Annotated in this window: 15 protein-coding genes and 3 tRNA genes; 3 read left to right on the forward strand and 15 right to left on the reverse strand. The window is 34.3% G+C overall.

What is annotated here, in order from left to right; translation table 11 throughout:
* Positions 1–19: 19 nt before the first annotated feature.
* The 15 genes from C4S29_RS07775 to C4S29_RS07845 all read right to left on the reverse strand — a co-directional run bounded on the left by C4S29_RS07775 (position 20) and on the right by C4S29_RS07845 (position 15,162).
* Positions 20–1,009, reverse strand: coding sequence for an aspartate-semialdehyde dehydrogenase (locus tag C4S29_RS07775; RefSeq protein ID WP_103913581.1), 990 nt, complete (start codon positions 1,007–1,009; stop codon positions 20–22).
* Positions 1,010–1,204: 195 nt separating this feature from the next.
* A complete protein-coding gene (locus C4S29_RS07780; protein ID WP_103913582.1) occupies positions 1,205–1,645 on the reverse strand; it encodes a hypothetical protein in 441 nt (146 codons plus the stop codon).
* Between the two features lie 79 nt (positions 1,646–1,724).
* Positions 1,725–4,277, reverse strand: a complete 2,553-nt coding sequence (locus C4S29_RS07785; RefSeq protein ID WP_103913583.1) for a TonB-dependent receptor — start codon at positions 4,275–4,277, stop codon at positions 1,725–1,727.
* Between the two features lie 177 nt (positions 4,278–4,454).
* Entirely contained in the window at positions 4,455–5,321 is an 867-nt protein-coding gene (gene nadC / locus C4S29_RS07790) for a carboxylating nicotinate-nucleotide diphosphorylase (RefSeq protein ID WP_103913584.1), read from the reverse strand.
* Positions 5,322–5,374: 53 nt separating this feature from the next.
* On the reverse strand, positions 5,375–6,223 hold the full coding sequence (locus C4S29_RS07795) for a sulfurtransferase (protein WP_103913585.1): 849 nt from the start codon (positions 6,221–6,223) through the stop codon (positions 5,375–5,377).
* Positions 6,220–6,921 carry a hypothetical protein gene (locus C4S29_RS07800; protein ID WP_146063284.1) on the reverse strand — a complete coding sequence of 234 codons (702 nt, stop codon included), beginning with the start codon at positions 6,919–6,921 and terminating at the stop codon, positions 6,220–6,222. Before C4S29_RS07800 ends, C4S29_RS07795 begins: the two co-directional genes overlap by 4 nt.
* 13 nt (positions 6,922–6,934) lie before the next feature.
* Positions 6,935–8,506, reverse strand: a complete 1,572-nt coding sequence (nadB, locus tag C4S29_RS07805) for an L-aspartate oxidase (RefSeq protein WP_103913587.1) — start codon at positions 8,504–8,506, stop codon at positions 6,935–6,937.
* A 209-nt stretch (positions 8,507–8,715) separates the two neighbouring features.
* Positions 8,716–9,345: an NAD(P)H-dependent oxidoreductase gene (locus C4S29_RS07810; protein WP_103913588.1), complete on the reverse strand. Its 630-nt coding sequence runs from the start codon at positions 9,343–9,345 to the stop codon at positions 8,716–8,718.
* A gap of 73 nt (positions 9,346–9,418) precedes the next feature.
* Positions 9,419–9,895: a ribonuclease HI gene (rnhA, locus tag C4S29_RS07815; protein WP_103913589.1), complete on the reverse strand. Its 477-nt coding sequence runs from the start codon at positions 9,893–9,895 to the stop codon at positions 9,419–9,421.
* Between the two features lie 173 nt (positions 9,896–10,068).
* Positions 10,069–11,652, reverse strand: coding sequence for a replicative DNA helicase (gene dnaB, locus C4S29_RS07820; RefSeq protein ID WP_103913590.1), 1,584 nt, complete (start codon positions 11,650–11,652; stop codon positions 10,069–10,071).
* A 683-nt stretch (positions 11,653–12,335) separates the two neighbouring features.
* Positions 12,336–13,565: an MFS transporter gene (locus C4S29_RS07825; RefSeq protein WP_185116955.1), complete on the reverse strand. Its 1,230-nt coding sequence runs from the start codon at positions 13,563–13,565 to the stop codon at positions 12,336–12,338.
* A gap of 79 nt (positions 13,566–13,644) precedes the next feature.
* Entirely contained in the window at positions 13,645–13,821 is a 177-nt protein-coding gene (locus C4S29_RS07830; protein WP_103913591.1) for a histone H1, read from the reverse strand.
* Between the two features lie 1,071 nt (positions 13,822–14,892).
* Positions 14,893–14,976 (reverse strand) — tRNA-Leu (locus C4S29_RS07835).
* 5 nt (positions 14,977–14,981) lie between these two features.
* A tRNA-Gly gene (locus C4S29_RS07840) sits at positions 14,982–15,057 on the reverse strand.
* A 23-nt stretch (positions 15,058–15,080) separates the two neighbouring features.
* A tRNA-Leu gene (locus C4S29_RS07845) sits at positions 15,081–15,162 on the reverse strand.
* Positions 15,163–15,327: 165 nt separating this feature from the next.
* On the opposite strand from C4S29_RS07845, the gene C4S29_RS07850 reads away from it, so the two are divergent.
* From C4S29_RS07850 to C4S29_RS07860, 3 genes are all read left to right on the forward strand, one after another.
* Positions 15,328–15,705 (forward strand): DUF3127 domain-containing protein, encoded by a 378-nt coding sequence (locus tag C4S29_RS07850; RefSeq protein WP_103913592.1) that lies wholly within the window; start codon positions 15,328–15,330, stop codon positions 15,703–15,705.
* A gap of 69 nt (positions 15,706–15,774) precedes the next feature.
* A complete protein-coding gene (aat, locus tag C4S29_RS07855; RefSeq protein WP_103913728.1) occupies positions 15,775–16,416 on the forward strand; it encodes a leucyl/phenylalanyl-tRNA--protein transferase in 642 nt (213 codons plus the stop codon).
* Positions 16,413–17,312 carry a DMT family transporter gene (locus C4S29_RS07860; RefSeq protein ID WP_103913593.1) on the forward strand — a complete coding sequence of 300 codons (900 nt, stop codon included), beginning with the start codon at positions 16,413–16,415 and terminating at the stop codon, positions 17,310–17,312. Before aat ends, C4S29_RS07860 begins: the two co-directional genes overlap by 4 nt.
* Positions 17,313–17,458: the final 146 nt, after the last annotated feature.

Consider the following 17,458-nt stretch of genomic DNA (forward strand, 5'->3'; position numbering starts at 1 on the left):
GATTTTACAGGCAAAGTTTTTAAACTAAATTATTTTCTACCAAATATTCGGCGATTTGAATGGCATTTGTGGCGGCTCCTTTTCGCAAATTGTCTGCTACAATCCACATGTTTACTGTTTTTTCTTGCGAATTATCTCTCCTAATTCTACCCACAAAAACTTCATCTTTTCCTTCAGAATATAAAGGCATTGGGTAGAGATTGTTTTTAACGTCGTCTTGCAAAACAATTCCAGGCGTGTTTGCAAGTAATTCCTTTATATCTGAAATTTCAAAATCATTTTCAAATTCTATATTCACACTTTCAGAATGGCCGCCTTGCACGGGAACTCGAACTGCGGTTGCCGTCAATTTAAAAGAATAATCTCCTAAAATTTTCAATGGCTCGTTCATTAGTTTTATTTCTTCTTTGGTATAATCGTCTTCAGAAAAAACATCACAATGTGGCAAAGCATTTTTAAAAATTTGATATGGATAAACTTTTTTGGCTTCTTGCCCAAGAACCTCTGCATTTAACTGATCTACTGCATTTTTGCCCGTACCAGTTACAGATTGGTAAGTGGAAACCACCACTCTTTTTAAGTTATATTTTAAATTTAAAGGATGCAAAACCATCACCAATTGAATGGTAGAACAGTTTGGGTTTGCAATAATTTTATCTTCTTTGGTTAAAGTTTCAGCATTGATTTCTGGCACCACTAATTTGTGTGCTGGGTTCATCCGCCAAGCAGAAGAATTGTCTATAACGGTTGTTCCTACAGCAGCAAATTGAGGTGCAAATTCTAAAGAAATATCACCACCAGCGGAGAAAAGTGCAATTTCTGGTTTTGCATCAATTGCTTGTTGCATAGAGACAATTTTGTACTCTTTGCCTTTAAAAATTATTGTTTTACCGACGGATTTTTCTGAAGCGACCGGTAATAATTCCGTTACTGGAAAGTTTTTTTCTGCTAATACTTTTAACATGACTTGACCTACCATTCCTGTGGCGCCAACTAGAGCTATTTTCATTTTGATTTGTATTTAATTTTAAACCACAAAAATATCAAAAGTTTTTCCCTTTTGATTTTTAATGATTGCGTTTTTCTTGTAAAAATTTTTTTTGGGACGATTGCAAATGTCCTCTCCCTAAATTCTTCTGCTATGCCGAGAAACTTGGCGTGCCTAGAGTAGAAAATAATTTTCTACTAATTTTAAATTCATAAACTATGCACCGAAAACCCTCATCCAAGGGAATGCATACGCAAAAAGCGCAATTGCTATTACGCCCATTATTACGATTTTCATCGCAATTGTATCGTGCTTTTTCATATATTTATAAATGATAGTCAACAATACGGCTGCTATGAGCATAGAAAAAGGATGTTCTACAAAAGTGTGGCGATTGTAAGCGTCGCTCATTAATGTGCCATTATCCAAAGCGACTTTGAAGCCAGGAGAAAATATTAATAACAAAGGAATTCCTACTAAAACTTGGGTGTGGAACGCGATCATCGTGAAAAGAGTAGATTTGCGTAGAAGTTTTGAAATTCTACCAGAGTATCCAAACATACACATCAAAAGCGACAAAAGAAAAATCGCAACTAAAAGGAGTACGAGATAGCCGATGCCTTTGTGTGCGCTTAGAAAAATTTTGTAAAAATCCATAATTATTTATTTTTTGGTTTACAAATATAAAAAAATCCCGGCGAAAAGCCGGGATTAAAATATTTATAAAAACTTATTTTTAGAAATTATAAGCTACTGTCGTAGACCAAGTTCTTCCGAATCCGAAGAATACTTGGTTACCTGTATCAATTCCTTTATAAGTAACTCCTGTGGAATATTTATCGCCAGCAAAAGTATTGGTGTATGAGTTTTGAATATAATAAGTGTTTAGCAAATTATAAACGTTGGCTCTTACTGTAAAACTTTGCTTTTTGTTTGGCAAACGGAATTTATAAGACGCTCCTAATTCTACCAAACCGTAACTTGGTAATTCTAAAGCACCTTTTGCAGCCGCTGTTTGATCTGAGAAGTTTAAAACGTTTAAGTTTGCGTAGAGATGATTGACATATCTGTAAGAAGCATCAAATTTAAAATCTCTAACTGGCGTTAATGTGAAACCTAAAGATCCTGTCATTTGCGCAGCATCTCCAACTTTAATTTTATCTAAATAAAGTGTTCTTACACCCGCTTGTCCGCTTGCTACTACATTTCCATTATCATCAATTGGCTCGTTGGTTTCATTAAACAAAGTTCCTGAAGCGTTTCCATTATAATGCCAATCTGCAACTGCAAACATTGCATTAATCGTAATAATATCATTAATTTTAGATTTTGCTTCAAATTCTAAACCTTGGTGAATTTCTTCAATTCCCTGAATATTTGCATAAGCATTAATAATAGGTAAACCTCCTCCTGGATTAATTTGCTGTGTTCTTCTTAAGAATCTATCTTTCCAGTTTGTTCTATATGCGTTTACATTTGCATTCAACCAAGAAGCTCTAAAACCATATCCTGCTTCGAAACCAAGAATTTTCTCATTCGTAAGATTCGGGTTTAAGAAGTTTTTATTGTTTGGATAAACAGCATTTAAGAATGGTTGTTTAGAGTAATAACCTGCATTTACGAATACATTACTATGCTCATCAATGTTAAAGTTTAAACCTCCTTTTGCATTATAACCTACAAGATTTTTGAAACCTGTTTTTTTGTATAACAAAGGGTTAGTAGCGGAAGGCTGATTGGTTGCTGAAACCACTTTTCCATTTAATGTTGTACCTCCATCAATGATAAAGTTATCAATTCTTTGAAATCCTTGGTTAGAAACTGCACCTTGAACAAAAGCAGAAATTCTATCATTAGAATATTCTATTTGCCCAAAACCACCGTACCATAAAACTTCACCGTCATTGCTGTAAGCAATTTGATCATTTATGCTGTTAACTTTTCCACCAAACGGGTTAAAGTTAGGGTTTGCTTTAAATGTATTTGAAACATAATTAGGTGTATTGTTTTGGTTAGAATAGTCTTTGTAAGCAGAAGCACCTAAAAGATCGCTTACCACTTGGTAGTGATAACCGTGATAATATCTAGTATCAATACCAACTGAGAAGTTTAAGTTATCATTTATTTTATGGTTGAAGTTTGAAATTAAACCGAACCAGTTGTGTGAATTTATAGAAGATCTTCTGATTAAAACTCCTTTATCTGGAGTAGAAGCAGCATTTGCTGCAATAATAGCGTCAAAATCTGTAAGACCATCGGCATTTACAAATGCGCTCGCTCTTTTTCCACCTACACTTCCTAAGTCTCCGGTACCACCACCTCTACCGAAAGAAGCGTAACCCACTGTGCTTAATTTTGAACTCGGAGAGATTTTATAATCCCAGTTTAAAGACATAACTGGTTTATGGTAATAGTTTCTTCTAAACGTATATTCTTTTCCGTTTAAAACACCTTCTTGCTGATTGTATCTTCTGTCTGGTCTATCCATAGACCCTCTATCGATTAATGTTTGCAACGTGATTTCATACGACCGCTGATTGTGATATTGCGGCGCACCTGTTAAAGTGAATTGAAAATCGTGTTTCCCTTTTTGGTAACCTAATGCGAAATAATAGTTGTATCCCTCAAATTGAGTTCCGCTTGCATAAGTAGACCCTCCAGTTCTGGTTAATAAAAATGAAGAAGACCATCCTTTGGCATTTTTACCAGTATTATATGCTACTCCAGTTTTTACGTAACCATCATTACCTACACCTAAAGATACTCTACCTCCTTCTCTTCGGTCTGCGGCTCTAGTGATAATATTTACAGTTCCACCTACAGAGGCAATTGCTAATTTAGAAGAACCAAGCCCTCTTTGCACTTGCATCGCAGAAGTAACGTCTGATAAACCAGCCCAGTTACTCCAATATACAGCACCATTCTCCATGTCATTCACGGGAACACCGTTGATCATAACAGCGATATTTTCTTGTGCAAAACCTCTAATATTTAGTTTTGCATCTCCAAAACCACCACCACCTTTGGTTGCATAAACTGAAGGCGTACTATTTAAAATTTCAGGAAATTCTTGATTTCCTAATTTTTCAACAATTTGTGCTTCTTTAATAGTAGAAACCGCAACAGGTGTTTTTCTGTCTTTTGCGATATCTGCAACACCGCTAATAACTACCTCGTCAATAGCATTCTCTTTACTAAGCGTGTCTGTCTTCACACTTTGCGCATAGTAAACACTTGCCGTAGAAAGTGTAATTAATGCTGTGAACATTGATTTTTGGACTAAATTCATAATTAAAAAGTTTATTTTAGTATTTTAATTTGTGCAAAATTCGTTAAATTTTTTGGAACTATCGTTAACAGATTGTTAATTTTTAACATATAATTAGCAAATCATTTAAAACACTGATTACTAAAGGACTATTAAAATAGAAGGTGATAAAAATCAGTTATAGTTTTTACGAATATTTTATTTTTTAAGTGCTTTTAGGCTCAAATCAATATTTTTTGCAGAGTGCGTTAATGCGCCTGCAGAGATAAAAGTAACTCCAGTTCTTGCAATTTCTTGTAATTGATCTCTTGTAATACCGCCAGATGCTTCGGTTTCACATTTTCCATCTACCAATTTTACCGCTTTTTCCATCATTTCCACATCCATATTATCTAGCATAATTCTATCTGCTCCAGATTTAATCGCTTCTTCTACTTCTTCTAAATTTCTGGTTTCAACTTCTATTTTTAATTTTAATTTTTTTTCTGCCACGTAATCTTTTGCCATTTCCACTGCTTTCGTAATGCTTCCATTATAGTCGATGTGGTTGTCTTTCAGCATGATCATATCATAAAGTCCGTATCTGTGATTCGTTCCGCCGCCAATTGCAACGGCCCATTTTTCACAAATTCTAAAATTTGGCGTTGTTTTTCGCGTATCTAAAAGTTTCGTTTTCGTGCCAATTAATCTGGAATCCCACTCATGCGTTAAAGTCGCAATGCCGCTCATTCTTTGCATACAATTTAAAACCAAACGCTCTGTAGAAAGTATGGAACGCGCGCTTCCTTTTACTATAAATGCAACGTCGCCAATTTTTGCTTCCTCGCCGTCGTTGATGAAAGTTTCTATTTCTAAATTTTTATCAAAAGTTTTAAAAATATATTTCGCCATTTCAACACCCGCCAAAATGCAGTTTTCCTTCACTAAAAGTTGTGCGCTTTGAATTAAATCTTTTGGGATCGTTGACAAAGTAGAATGATCGCCATCCTGAATGTCTTCTTCTAAAGCATTTTTGATGAATATTTTTAAATTTTTATCGGTAATGTATTTTGGTTTTTTGCTCATCTCTTTATATTATTTTTGAAACCTTCAGTTATGCAGATTTCATTTATTTAAAATTAAATATTTGTCGCCATTTTTTTATTATTTCTGCTCCACTCACTCCAAGAACCAACGTAGAGATTTGGGATTTCTAAACCCGCATAATCCAAAGCCAGCAAAGTATTGCAAGCCGTAACTCCCGAACCGCAATGAATAGCGATATTTTCCGTCGAAATATTCTGAAATTCTTTTTGATATTTTTCTCTTATTAGTTCTGGTTTCTTTAAAGTTCCGTCTTCGTTCATGTTTTCTGTAAAGGGAATATTTTCTGCATCTGGAATATGCCCGGCAATTTTATCGATTGGTTCAGTTTTTCCATCATAACGGTCTTTATCTCGAACATCAATGATTTTAAAATCAGGATTTTCTGAATTTTTTTCAATAAAATCAATATCAACTAAAGGAAGTTTCCAGTTTTTTAAATCTAATTTTTCTGCGCTTTTCTTTGGTTTTGTAATTTCATTAGAAAGTTTTAAACCTTCACTTTCTGCACTTTGCAAACCGCCATCCAAAACCTGCACATTTTCAATTCCGACAGATTTCAACATCCACCAAAAGCGCGGCGCCGCGTTGGTAGAATTTTTATTGTCACATATAATAAGGTGTGAATTACGGTTAATTCCTAAATTCTGCAAAACTTTAGCAAATTTTTCTAAACTTGGCAGCGGATGTCTTCCTCCGTTTTTCGCATCTTCAGGAACTTCCGCTAAATCTTTACTTAGATCAACATAAAGTGCATTTTCAAGATGTTTTTCTAAATAATTGTCATAAGAATTTCCGCCGCTTCCGGCATCAACGATGATTATGTTTTCTTGGTTTAGAATTTCTTGTAATTCTTTTGCGGAAATTATAGGGGAAAATTTCATTTATTTAATTTTTTAGCGGAAAATTTTTCGGCAATAATGTACGGACCATTTAAATAAAAATCATTTGAAGAAACTAACTCATTTCCAAAAATTAAAATTTTCAAATCAACTTTATCCTTCATTGTTTCCGTTTCCGTTTCAATTTCTATTTTGTGTTTATCACAAACATGTTTAAATGTATCAAATAAAAACTCGGGAATTGTTATATATTCATTTTCGGAATTATCTACAAATTCAATCCATTGCTTTGGATATTTTTTTACCTCAAAAAGATTTTCTAAGTTCCAAAAAAATTGATTAATATTAATCCAATTCTTAGTTTTATTTTCTAATTGAAAAAGCATTTCCCCTAAAAAGGCAAATTTGTCTTTTGGTTTACCTATTATTTTACAATATAATTCAGTGTCACTATATAAAGAGATTAAAGGATTGTCAGAAAAAATATTAATTTCCATATTTGGCATTAAATAAAAATCATCAAAACCTGAATATTTAACAACATTTTCAGCATAAATTTCCCACATTTCATCAGAAGTTTCAGCAATTTTCTTGTAATTTTCGTCTAATACCTCATCTTTAATTATTTGAATTTGGATTTTTATAACGCCATTATTATCGGGCTCAAATAAGAACTTCCTCAAATACATATACACAATGGGCGACGTTTTATCGTTTGAAAGTTTTATTAGTTCTTCCATTTTTTTAAATAATTTAAACCAAATCCTTATTAAAAAAAGCACCTTTGTTTTCTTTCATCGCAATAGACTGAACGATAATCAGTTCTGCAATATTTACCAAATTTCGCAACTCAGAAAGTTTTGGGGAAAGAATGGAATATTTATACAATTGTTTCACCGCTTCGGAAATTTCTTTTTGCTTGTTTAAAGCCATTTCCAAACGCTCGTTACTTCGCACAATACTCACTAAATCGCTCATCATTTCCTGCAATTGCTTACGAAGATAACTTACCAGAACCATTTCGTCCATCATTTTCATGCCTTCTTCATTCCATTCCGGAATGGCTTTCAGATCTTCAAAATTAAAATCATTTTTATCTAAAAGTTCGATTGTTTTCATCGCTGCGTTATGCCCAAAAACCAAACCTTCGAGCAAAGAATTTGACGCCAAACGATTCGCGCCGTGCAATCCGGAATTGGTGCATTCTCCCACGGCAAAAAGATTTTTAATGGAAGATTGCCCATCTTTATCGGTTTCAATTCCGCCACAAAGGTAATGACAGGCGGGAACTACGGGAATTAAATCTTTAAAAGGATCAATGCCTTCGTCCAGACATTTTTGATAAATATTCGGGAAATGTTCTAGAAATTTTTCTTTGTTCATTTTGCGGCAATCCAAACCTACAAATTCATCACCCGTGATTTTCATTTCATTATCGATTGCTCTGGCGACAATATCACGCGACGCCAATTCTTCGCGTTCATCGTATTTTTTCATAAAAGGTTCGCCGTTTTTCAACCTTAATTTTGCGCCATCGCCACGAACGGCTTCCGAAATTAAAAATAACATGCCGTCAATTTTGCTATAAAGCGCCGTCGGATGAAACTGGTAATACTGCATATTTGAAACTTTGCCTTTTGCGCGCGCCACGAAAGCGATTCCGTCGCCAGTTGCGATTATTGGATTGGTTGTATTTTTGTAAACGTGACCTGCGCCGCCGGTTGCAACCAAGGTAATTTTCGCTGTAATTTTTTTGATTTTATTAGATTTTTCATCTAAAATATAAGCGCCATAACAATTAATATTTCCTTCATCCAGTTCTTTTCCGGGAACGTGGTGTTGCGTAATTAAGTCAATTACATAATGATAGGGTAAAATTTCTATATTTTTTGAATTAGTTGCCGTCTCCAAAAGTGCACGTTCTATTTCTGCGCCGGTAATATCTTTGTGGTGCACAATTCTGTTTTCTGTGTGGCCACCTTCTCTGCCGAGCATGAGTTCGCCATCTTTTTTGTCAAAATTTGTTCCCCAATCTACTAATTCTTTGAAACGCTTTGGCCCTTCTTCCACCACCATTTTCACGACTGAAAGATCATTTTCTCCATCTCCGGCGCGCATCGTGTCATCTATATGTTTTTGAAAAGTGTCGTTATCAAAATCTGTAACCACCGCCAAACCGCCTTGCGCATATTTCGTGTTGCTTTCATCTTCATCGGCTTTTGTGACGATGATGATCTTTGCTTCGGGCATTTTTTCGGAAATTTTTATAGCGTAGGAAAGTCCGGAAATGCCGGAACCGATTACGAGAACGTCTGCTTTGATCATCTATTAGGGTTTCAATTGTTTGATGTGGTTTGAAGTTGTTTGAAACTGTTATATTATAATACAAAAAGAATAAATCTTGAACTTTTAAAGGACATCCTCTAAATTTGCATCTAAATCTGGTGGCAAATTTATTTTGTTGTCTTTAACCTCCAAAATATCTAATCGCATTCATAACTTTTCATTTCACCTATATAACTTAATTATTTATATTATAGAAATTTAAACATTTTTTCGTCTGGTTTTCTTACTTTTTCTAAGGTTCTAAAAAAATCATCTTCTGCTCTGTAGCCCAAAGCTAACGTGACGCAGACTTTTTCTTTTACGGTGTCTATTTCTAAAATTTTCTCTATTTCTTCTGCATTAAAGCCTTCCATCGGGCAAGAATCTACTTTTTCTAAAGCCGCAGCAAACATCAGATTTCCCAAAACGATGTAAGTTTGTTTCTCTGCCCAATTTTCTAATTCTTTTTCTGGTAATGTTTCAAGATGATGGTTGATGGTGTATTTAAAACCATTCAAATTTTCAAGCGCCGTTTTTCTAACTTTTGAAATGTGATTGAAATATCCATCTACATAATTCTGCTCTATGTTTTTGCGAGAAATTAAAACGACTAAATGCGAACAAGTAGAAATTTGCGAGGGATTTCCAAAAGTAGGAATTAGTTTTTCTTTTAAATCTTCGCTTTCTACCACCAAAATCCTGTAAGGTTGTAAACCTAAAGAACTCGCTGCGAGTTTGCCCGCTTCTAAAATCGACGACAAATTTTCCCGAGAAACCAGGAGGTTTTTGTTAAATTTTTTTACCGAGTAACGCTGTTTTAGGGCATCTATGTAATTCATTTAACAAATATAAATATTTTAGCAAAGATATTTATATTAAAATTTTATTGATTTTTTGAGATTTTAATTAAATTTAAAAAAGACCTCCATTTTTAGAATTTTCAAAATAATCATCAATTTCTAAATTTTCAGATTTCGATGCTTTTACCGCAATCTGATCGCAAATTTCGTTTTGTGGATGTCCGGCGTGGCCTTTTATCCAATGAAGTGTAACGCTGTGTTTTTTCAATAATGGAATTAAACGCTGCCACAAATCTGGGTTTTTCTTGTTTTTAAAACCAATTTTCACCCAATTTTGCAGCCATTTTTTATTAATGGCTTCAGAAACATATTTACTATCTGTAAAAATATGAACGTTTTCTTCTGGATTTTTTAATTGTTCTAATGCCACAATTACCGCCAAAAGTTCCATTCTATTATTGGTTGTTAATCTGTAACCTTGCGCAAAATTTTTAGAATAATTTTTTTCAGGAACTTCCATCACAATTCCGAAACCGCCTTTTCCTGGGTTTCCGCTGCATGCGCCGTCTGTGTAAATATTGATTGTCAAAATAATTTAATCTAATTTCTGGTAAATGAAAATTCTTAATGAAAAGCATCTCTCTAATACACTGCTAATACATTATTTAGCCATTCCGCAGGAGTCTAGGCTGTAAAAAGCATTGCTTAGATTTCTACGGAATGACAAATATTATTAAAAATTTGCACTTAATTTTTTTAAATTTAAAACGGCATTCCATCATCTTCATCATTCATCGCAGAGCCAGAAACATTTGGTTTATTCGGCAAATCAAACGCGGCACCAAGATCAATGGTGGTTTTAAGTTTTTCAAAACCAGACAATTGGTCGTTTTTTTCAAAATTTGAAGATTGATAATCGTTTGGCCCACCAAATAAATTGAGGTCGGCAAATTTTGCAATGTTTTTGTAAAACGATAAGCGAACATCGGCTGTTGCGCCATTTCTATGTTTTGCAATTATGAGTTCTGCTTGGTTATCAGTTGGTGATTCTTGCCCTTCTGGATCATTATCCCAAACGCCAATTTTGTAATATTCTGGCCGAAAAATAAAGGACACAATATCTGCATCTTGCTCTATTGCACCAGATTCCCGCAAATCTGAAAGTTGAGGTCTTTTTCCGGGTCTTGTTTCTACACTTCTGGAAAGTTGAGAAAGTGCAATAACTGGTACATTTAATTCTTTTGCAATGGCTTTTAAGGAACGAGAAATGGTTGCAATTTCCTGCTCGCGATTTCCTGCGCCGCCTTTTCCGGAATTGGCCGTCATAAGTTGCAGGTAATCTACCATTATTATTTTTACGCCGTGTTGCATCACTAATCTTCTGCATTTTGCACGGAAATCGAAAACAGAAAGCGAAGGTGTTTCATCTATAAATAAAGGTGCGTTTTCTAATTCAGAAACATTTCTAAATAAAATTTCCCATTCTTCATCACTCATTTGGCCTTTTCGTAATTTTTCGGAAGAAATGCCAGTTTCTGACGCAATCATTCGGGTGATTAATTGAACTGAAGCCATTTCTAAAGAAAATAAAGCCAAAGGAATTTTATGTTCAACGGCAATATTTCTCGCCATAGAAAGCAGAAAGGCGGTTTTCCCCATAGCGGGACGCGCGGCAATAATTATTAAATCTGAATTTTGCCAACCGCCTGTTTCTTTATCAATTGCTGTAAAACCTGATGGAATACCAGAAATTCCTTCTTTATCGCGCAATAATTTTATTTTTTCTATGGCTTCTTTCACCAAAGAATTGGCGGTATCAAAGCCTTTTTTTATAGTGCCGTTTGTAATTTCAAAGAAGGATTGTTCGGCTTTGTCTAATAACTCAAAAACATCAGTGGTTTCTTTGTAAGAACTATCGATCACATTTGCAGAAACATTGATAAGTGAACGCAGAATAAATTTTTCTAAAACAATTCTGATGTGATATTCTATGTGCGCGGAAGAACTTACGGCTAAAGTTAGATCAACCATATAATTGTCGCCACCTGCTGCGCTTAAGCGTTCTGTTTTTTTTAATTCCTGAATAACGGTCATTAAATCTACTGGCGCATTGGCTTCAAAAAGTGAAGTAATAACTTTAAAAATTTCTTGATGGCGCGGGTCATAAAATACTTCTGCTCGCAAAAGATCTATGCCGTAGTCTAAGCCCTTTCTATCAATTAAAAAAGAGCCAAGCACTAATTTTTCAAATTCTACCGCATTCGGTGGCATTTTACCATCTGAAATGGATAATTCTTTGGCAAAATTACCATGAATAAGTGAGGAAAGTGTCTCTTTTTGAACCATAGTACAAAGATAAAATAATTATAGTTTGAGTTGAAATTACTAACTAACAAAATTTTTGAACTAATTATAATTATTTAATTATCAATATTTTATAAAAATATTTTTGTTAGTAAGTTAGAGATTTTCATACAAAGAAGGAAAGTTCTTTATGCAAAATTTGAAAAAGAAAGTTTCACGAAATGGCGCAATGTTTTCCGCGCAATAAACGCAGCGTTTTTATGCAATGAGCACAAAGGTTACAATTGTGTTTTTTTGAGCGTAAGCATTTTAACCTGAGTTCGAATAATAATTTTTTGAAAAACATCAATAGGAACGGGCTTTAGCCCGTTTTATAAGGTTTTAAATAAGAATTGGCTTTAGCCAAAACCTAATATACGTTTTGGCTAAAGCCAAATGACGCATTACATCTTTCATCGGGCTAAAGCCCGACGCAATTGATATTTTTAGGTTATTGATAATTAACACTTTGAAAATTGAATAATAATCGAACTCAGGTTTTTATTAAATTTTCTTTTCTGAAAAAGGCTACTCAAAGTATTTTTAAAAATTAGTTTGCTTCCCGTCGAACAAAAAAAATAAACCTCAACCTAGCCGCGATTGGAACGGCATCCCCGCCGCGGCGGGATATAGTGGAAAGCGCGCAGAATGGTGAAAGAATATAAAACCGTGTTGCTCCTAAAAAATCAATACTCTAATTTTCGCAATTTCGGAAATTTTGCGGCGACAAATGCTGATATTAAAACCGTCATTATTCCGCCAAAAACTACGGAACGCACTACGCCGAGTAGTTTTGCGGCGACGCCACTTTCAAACTGTCCCAATTCATTACTGCTCATTATAAAGATTGAATTTACACTCAAAACGCGTCCGCGGATATTATCTGGGGTTTTTAATTGTACGATTGTGCCGCGAACAACGACGGAAATACCGTCTAGCATTCCGCTGAGCATTAAGAAGAAAAACGAGAGTAAATACCAAGTTGAAAGCCCGAAACCGATGATGCAAAAGCCAAAACCTGCAACAGCAAGCAATAAAATTTTTCCTTGTTTTTTGCGTAACGGAACTAATGCTAAAAATAGAATAATGCACATGGAACCAATATCTGAAGCGGCATTTAAAAACCCGAAACCTTCCGCGCCTACTTTTAAAATATCTGTGGCATAAATGGGAATCATTGCAACGGCGCCGCCAAATAAAACGGCAAAAAGATCTAGAGAAATAACGCCCAAAATCTCTCTGGTTTTAAAAATATATTGAACGCCTTCGCGCATACTTTTCCAAACCTGAACATCTTTTTTATTGTGTTCTGACTGCTGTGGATTGACTTTCCAGAAAAAGAAACTGGCAAAAGTAACGAGCGCAAGGATAACAACGAGCGTCCATTTTAATGTAATGTATGCGATGAGCAAACCGCCAATGGCATGCCCAAAAACGGAAGCCGTAAGAAATGTGGCCTGGTTTAAAGTAATTGCTGAAGGTAAATTTTCAATTTTTACGATTTTCGGAATCATTGAAGGCGCAATGGGACCAATGAATGCACGCGCAATTCCTGTAAAAAATATCACGCCATAAATGTAATATGTGGTTTGATGCCCAGTAAATCCTAAATTTAAAAATGCGGGAATTAAAAACAGTGCGATGAGAAAAACATAAATATAATTGAAGATGAGCAATAATTTTTTCTTCTCATTCATATCAATAACATGCCCCGCATAAAGCGCTGTTGAAACTGCCGGAATGACTTCTGCAAGACCAATCATCCCGATGGAAAGAGGATCTTTTGTGAGTTCCCAAACCCACCAACCGAGAAGTGTTGCCAACATTCTGAACGCAAGAATAATAATAAACCGCCCCGAAAGAAGGTTTCGAAATTCTGTATTCCTTAGAATTTGTAAAGGTTTTAGGGAAATCATTAATCCGTTTTTTAAATTATAAAATCAAAAAAAACCACGCTAAAAAGGGTGGTTTAAAATTCAATCTATAAAGTATAGATTATGCTTTAGATGCTTCTACAGAAACTTTTCTAAATTCTTTGAATAATTTGCTTAATTCTAAAGCGGCTTTTCTTGCTCTTGTACCAGCAGCTTTGTTTCCTTTTTCTACTTGGCTTGTAGATTCATTAGTAAAAGTTTCGAATTCAGCGTTAATTTTTTCGATTAGGTCTTTCATAGTAATATTATATAAGTTAAAAAATATTGACAAATATAATGTTTTAAGTGGATTTGAGGCAAAAAAGTTGAAAAAAAAATTATTTTTTGAAAGATTTTTCTTAGAAAGACTAAAACAAAAGAATTTATTTAAAATAAATAATAAAAATTAACTGATAATCTGATGATTAAGAATTTTTAGAGACTTTTGCTTAATTGTATTTTGTACCCTTAAAATAGTTTTAGAAAAGAAAATTTTTCTTTTTTTAAGTTAAAAAATAATTATCTTTAAATTTATTAATGCAAAAGCCACACGATGCAATCGTGCGAAAGCGGGAAAAGGACTCGTGCAGCCGCGGGGTACTACTTTATATAAGATCACAAAAAGCAAGAGTTAGAAAACTTAGGATTGAAAATCAATTACTGAATAATGATTTGGGTCTTCTTAAATCTTTACGTTAAAAATTAAAATTTATGAGAATTATAATATTAGTGTTTATCTTTTTTGGTGTTTTTGGGAAATGTCAAAAAGAAGGTGTTGACAATATGATTTATAATAAAATTGAGAATTTGAAAGAAGTAAAGAACTTGGTGAAAAAAATTCATCAACTAATACTGATAATAAAATATCCATTATGACAAATGAAAGACCGTCAAAAAAGTTTAAATATTATTGGGTTCAGGTAGGTGTAGATAATAACGTGCTATTTCAACCCGTTTATAATTTTTATATTACAAAGCAATTTTAATTATATTTTTTTGATACTTCTAAAAATGAGGTAATTACAATAAATAAATGGAGAAAAACTAGAGGATGGCGAAATTAAGAGTCGATAGCGCGTCACCCGATGGTATGGATTTCGATCCATAAGTGTTCGAAACCTTAAAATTTTATAACTTTACAAGGATCTATGAAGGTTTCCCTTGCTTCCGCACGATTGCATCGTGTGGTCATACAATAAACAAAACCAACTTTTAGGCTTTCAGTAATATCTTTAGCTTTTATTTTTTGCACAAACCAAAAATTAGCCACCTTTTAGAACCCCCTAAAAACAAAAAACGCTGCTAATCAAATGATTATCAGCGTTTAAAGTACCTCGGACGGGACTTGAACCCGTACGTCCTTACGGACACAGGATTTTAAGTCCTGCGTGTCTACCAGTTCCACCACCAAGGCAAAGGTGGAGCGAAAAACGGGATTCGAACCCGCGACCCCGACCTTGGCAAGGTCGTGCTCTACCAGCTGAGCTATTTTCGCGTTTTATTTTTCACAAAAAATTGTGCGGATGAAGGGACTCGAACCCCCACGCCGTGAAGCACCAGATCCTAAGTCTGGCGTGGCTACCAATTACACCACATCCGCCTAAATAAAAATGAACTTCTTTTCTTTTTTTGTGAGTGCAAATATATAAAGTTTTAGTTTTCACACCAACTATTTTTAGTTAAAAATAAAAAAAATATTTTTTCTCTTATAATTTATTTTTTCTAAAATCATTTTATTACTTTTACATCAATATAATAGAAAGAAATGGAATTACAAGGAACAGTAAAAAAAGTAACTGATTTACAAACGTTTAGCAGTGGCTTTCAGAAACGTGAACTGATTTTGATGACAGAAGAGCAATACCCACAACCTATAAGTATTGAATTTTTGCAAGACAAAGCAGATTTGGCGGCGAAGTTTGCTGAAGGTGAGCGTGTGAAAGTGAGCATCAATATCAGAGGTAGAGAATGGACGTCACCAGATAATGTGGTGAAATATTTTAACTCTATTGTAGGCTGGAGAATTGAAAAATTAGAAAATGCTGCCGCTGAACCTACTTCTGCACCACAATCTTCTACACCGCAAGAAAGCACAAAAGCAACAGACGTTTTCGCGGAAGATGAAGACGATTTGCCATTCTAATTTTTTTTAAAATAATTGATATTTTTAAATCCTGCCCTTTTTGGTGCGGGATTTAATTTTTACAAAACTATGTTTTTATTAGACCCTGAAAACATTTCATTTCCAGATCCAGAACTGTTTCATCCTGAATCTGGCTTGCTCGCTATTGGTAGCGATTTATCCGCCAAACGTTTAGAATTGGCCTATGAAAACGGTATTTTCCCCTGGTTTAATGAGGGTGAAGAAATTCTATGGTGGTGCCCAGATCCAAGATTTGTGCTGTTTCCTGAAAATTTAAAAATTTCAAAATCAATGGCGAAAATTCTTCGTCGCGTAGAATTTCAGTTTAACGAAAACAAGTGCTTTCGAGAAGTTTTACTGAATTGCAGAAATATAAACCGGCCAAACCAAGACGGAACATGGCTGACCGAAAACCTGATGAATTCTTTGGAACAATTATTTTTTTTAAACAAAGCCAAAAGCATTGAAGTGTGGCAAAATAACGAATTGGTGGGCGGTTTTTATGGTGTTTTGGTGGGCAACGTGTTTTGCGGCGAAAGTATGTTTTCTAAAGTATCAAACGCATCAAAAGCAGGTTTTATTAATTTTATAAAAAATCATCCCGAGATAGAATTGATTGATTGCCAAATACATTCTGAGCATTTAGAAAGTCTCGGCGCAAAAATGATTTCAAAAGCAGACTATTTAAAATTATTAAAGAAACAGAAATGAAACCCGAAAAAGAAAAATGGATTTTACTTTTAATTTTAACCTTAATTTGGGGTTCTTCTTTTATACTAATTAAAAAATCTTTAGAACATTACAATCCATTTGAAGTTGGTGCTTTACGGGTTTTAATTGCTGGCATTATGCTATTTCCATACGCCATTTCAAAACTAAAATTATTTCCAAAAAAATTATTGAAATGGCTAATTCTCGCCGCAGTTACCGGCAATTTCATCCCAATGTTTCTCTTTCCGATTGCTGAAACCAAAGTTTCTAGCAGTGTTGCGGGAATCATCAACTCTCTTCTTCCTATTTTCGTAATACTAATCGGTTTACTAATTTGGAAAATTGAAACCACAAAACGACAATTAATCGGTGTTTTTATCAGTTTTTCGGGAACTTGCATTTTAACTTTTGCAACAGGAGAAACGGGTGATTTTAAATTTTTACCCATTTTTCTACTATTAATAGCGGTTTTCTGCTACGCTATAAGCATGACAACGGTGAAGGCCAAACTGCAAAGTGTTCCCGCAAAAATTTTGTCGGCGTTTGTGTTTTCATTCATTTTATTTTTACCATCACTTATCGCCTTGTTTTTTGCTGGGTTTTTTACTGAATTTCAATTTGATAGAAGCCATTTCGAAGGATTGGGATTTGTCTCTTTGTTATCCGTTTTCGGGACAGGTTTTGCGATGATGCTAAATTACCGCTTAATGAACATTTCAACACCATTATTTGCCTCCACAGTTACTTTACTAATGCCGATCGTGGCCGTAATGTGGGGGATTTTGGATGGTGAAAAACTAAGCGCTTTTCAATTGATCGGCGGATTAATTATTTTGAGTGGATTAATATTTCTGCGAACTAAAAAAATTAAACTAATTGACACTGAAACGAACTAAAAATAATACTAAAGTTGCTTCTTTTAAAACCAATAGCAAATAGTTGAATTTAAATTGAAAACTTTTACCATTTCTATTTATGAAAGAATTTAGTTAATTTAAGATTCCACCGAAACCTTTTTCTTAATTTAAAAAGTATTAATTTA

The organism is Halpernia humi, assembly GCF_900108025.1.
GTDB classification, from domain to species: Bacteria; Bacteroidota; Bacteroidia; order Flavobacteriales; family Weeksellaceae; genus Halpernia; species Halpernia humi.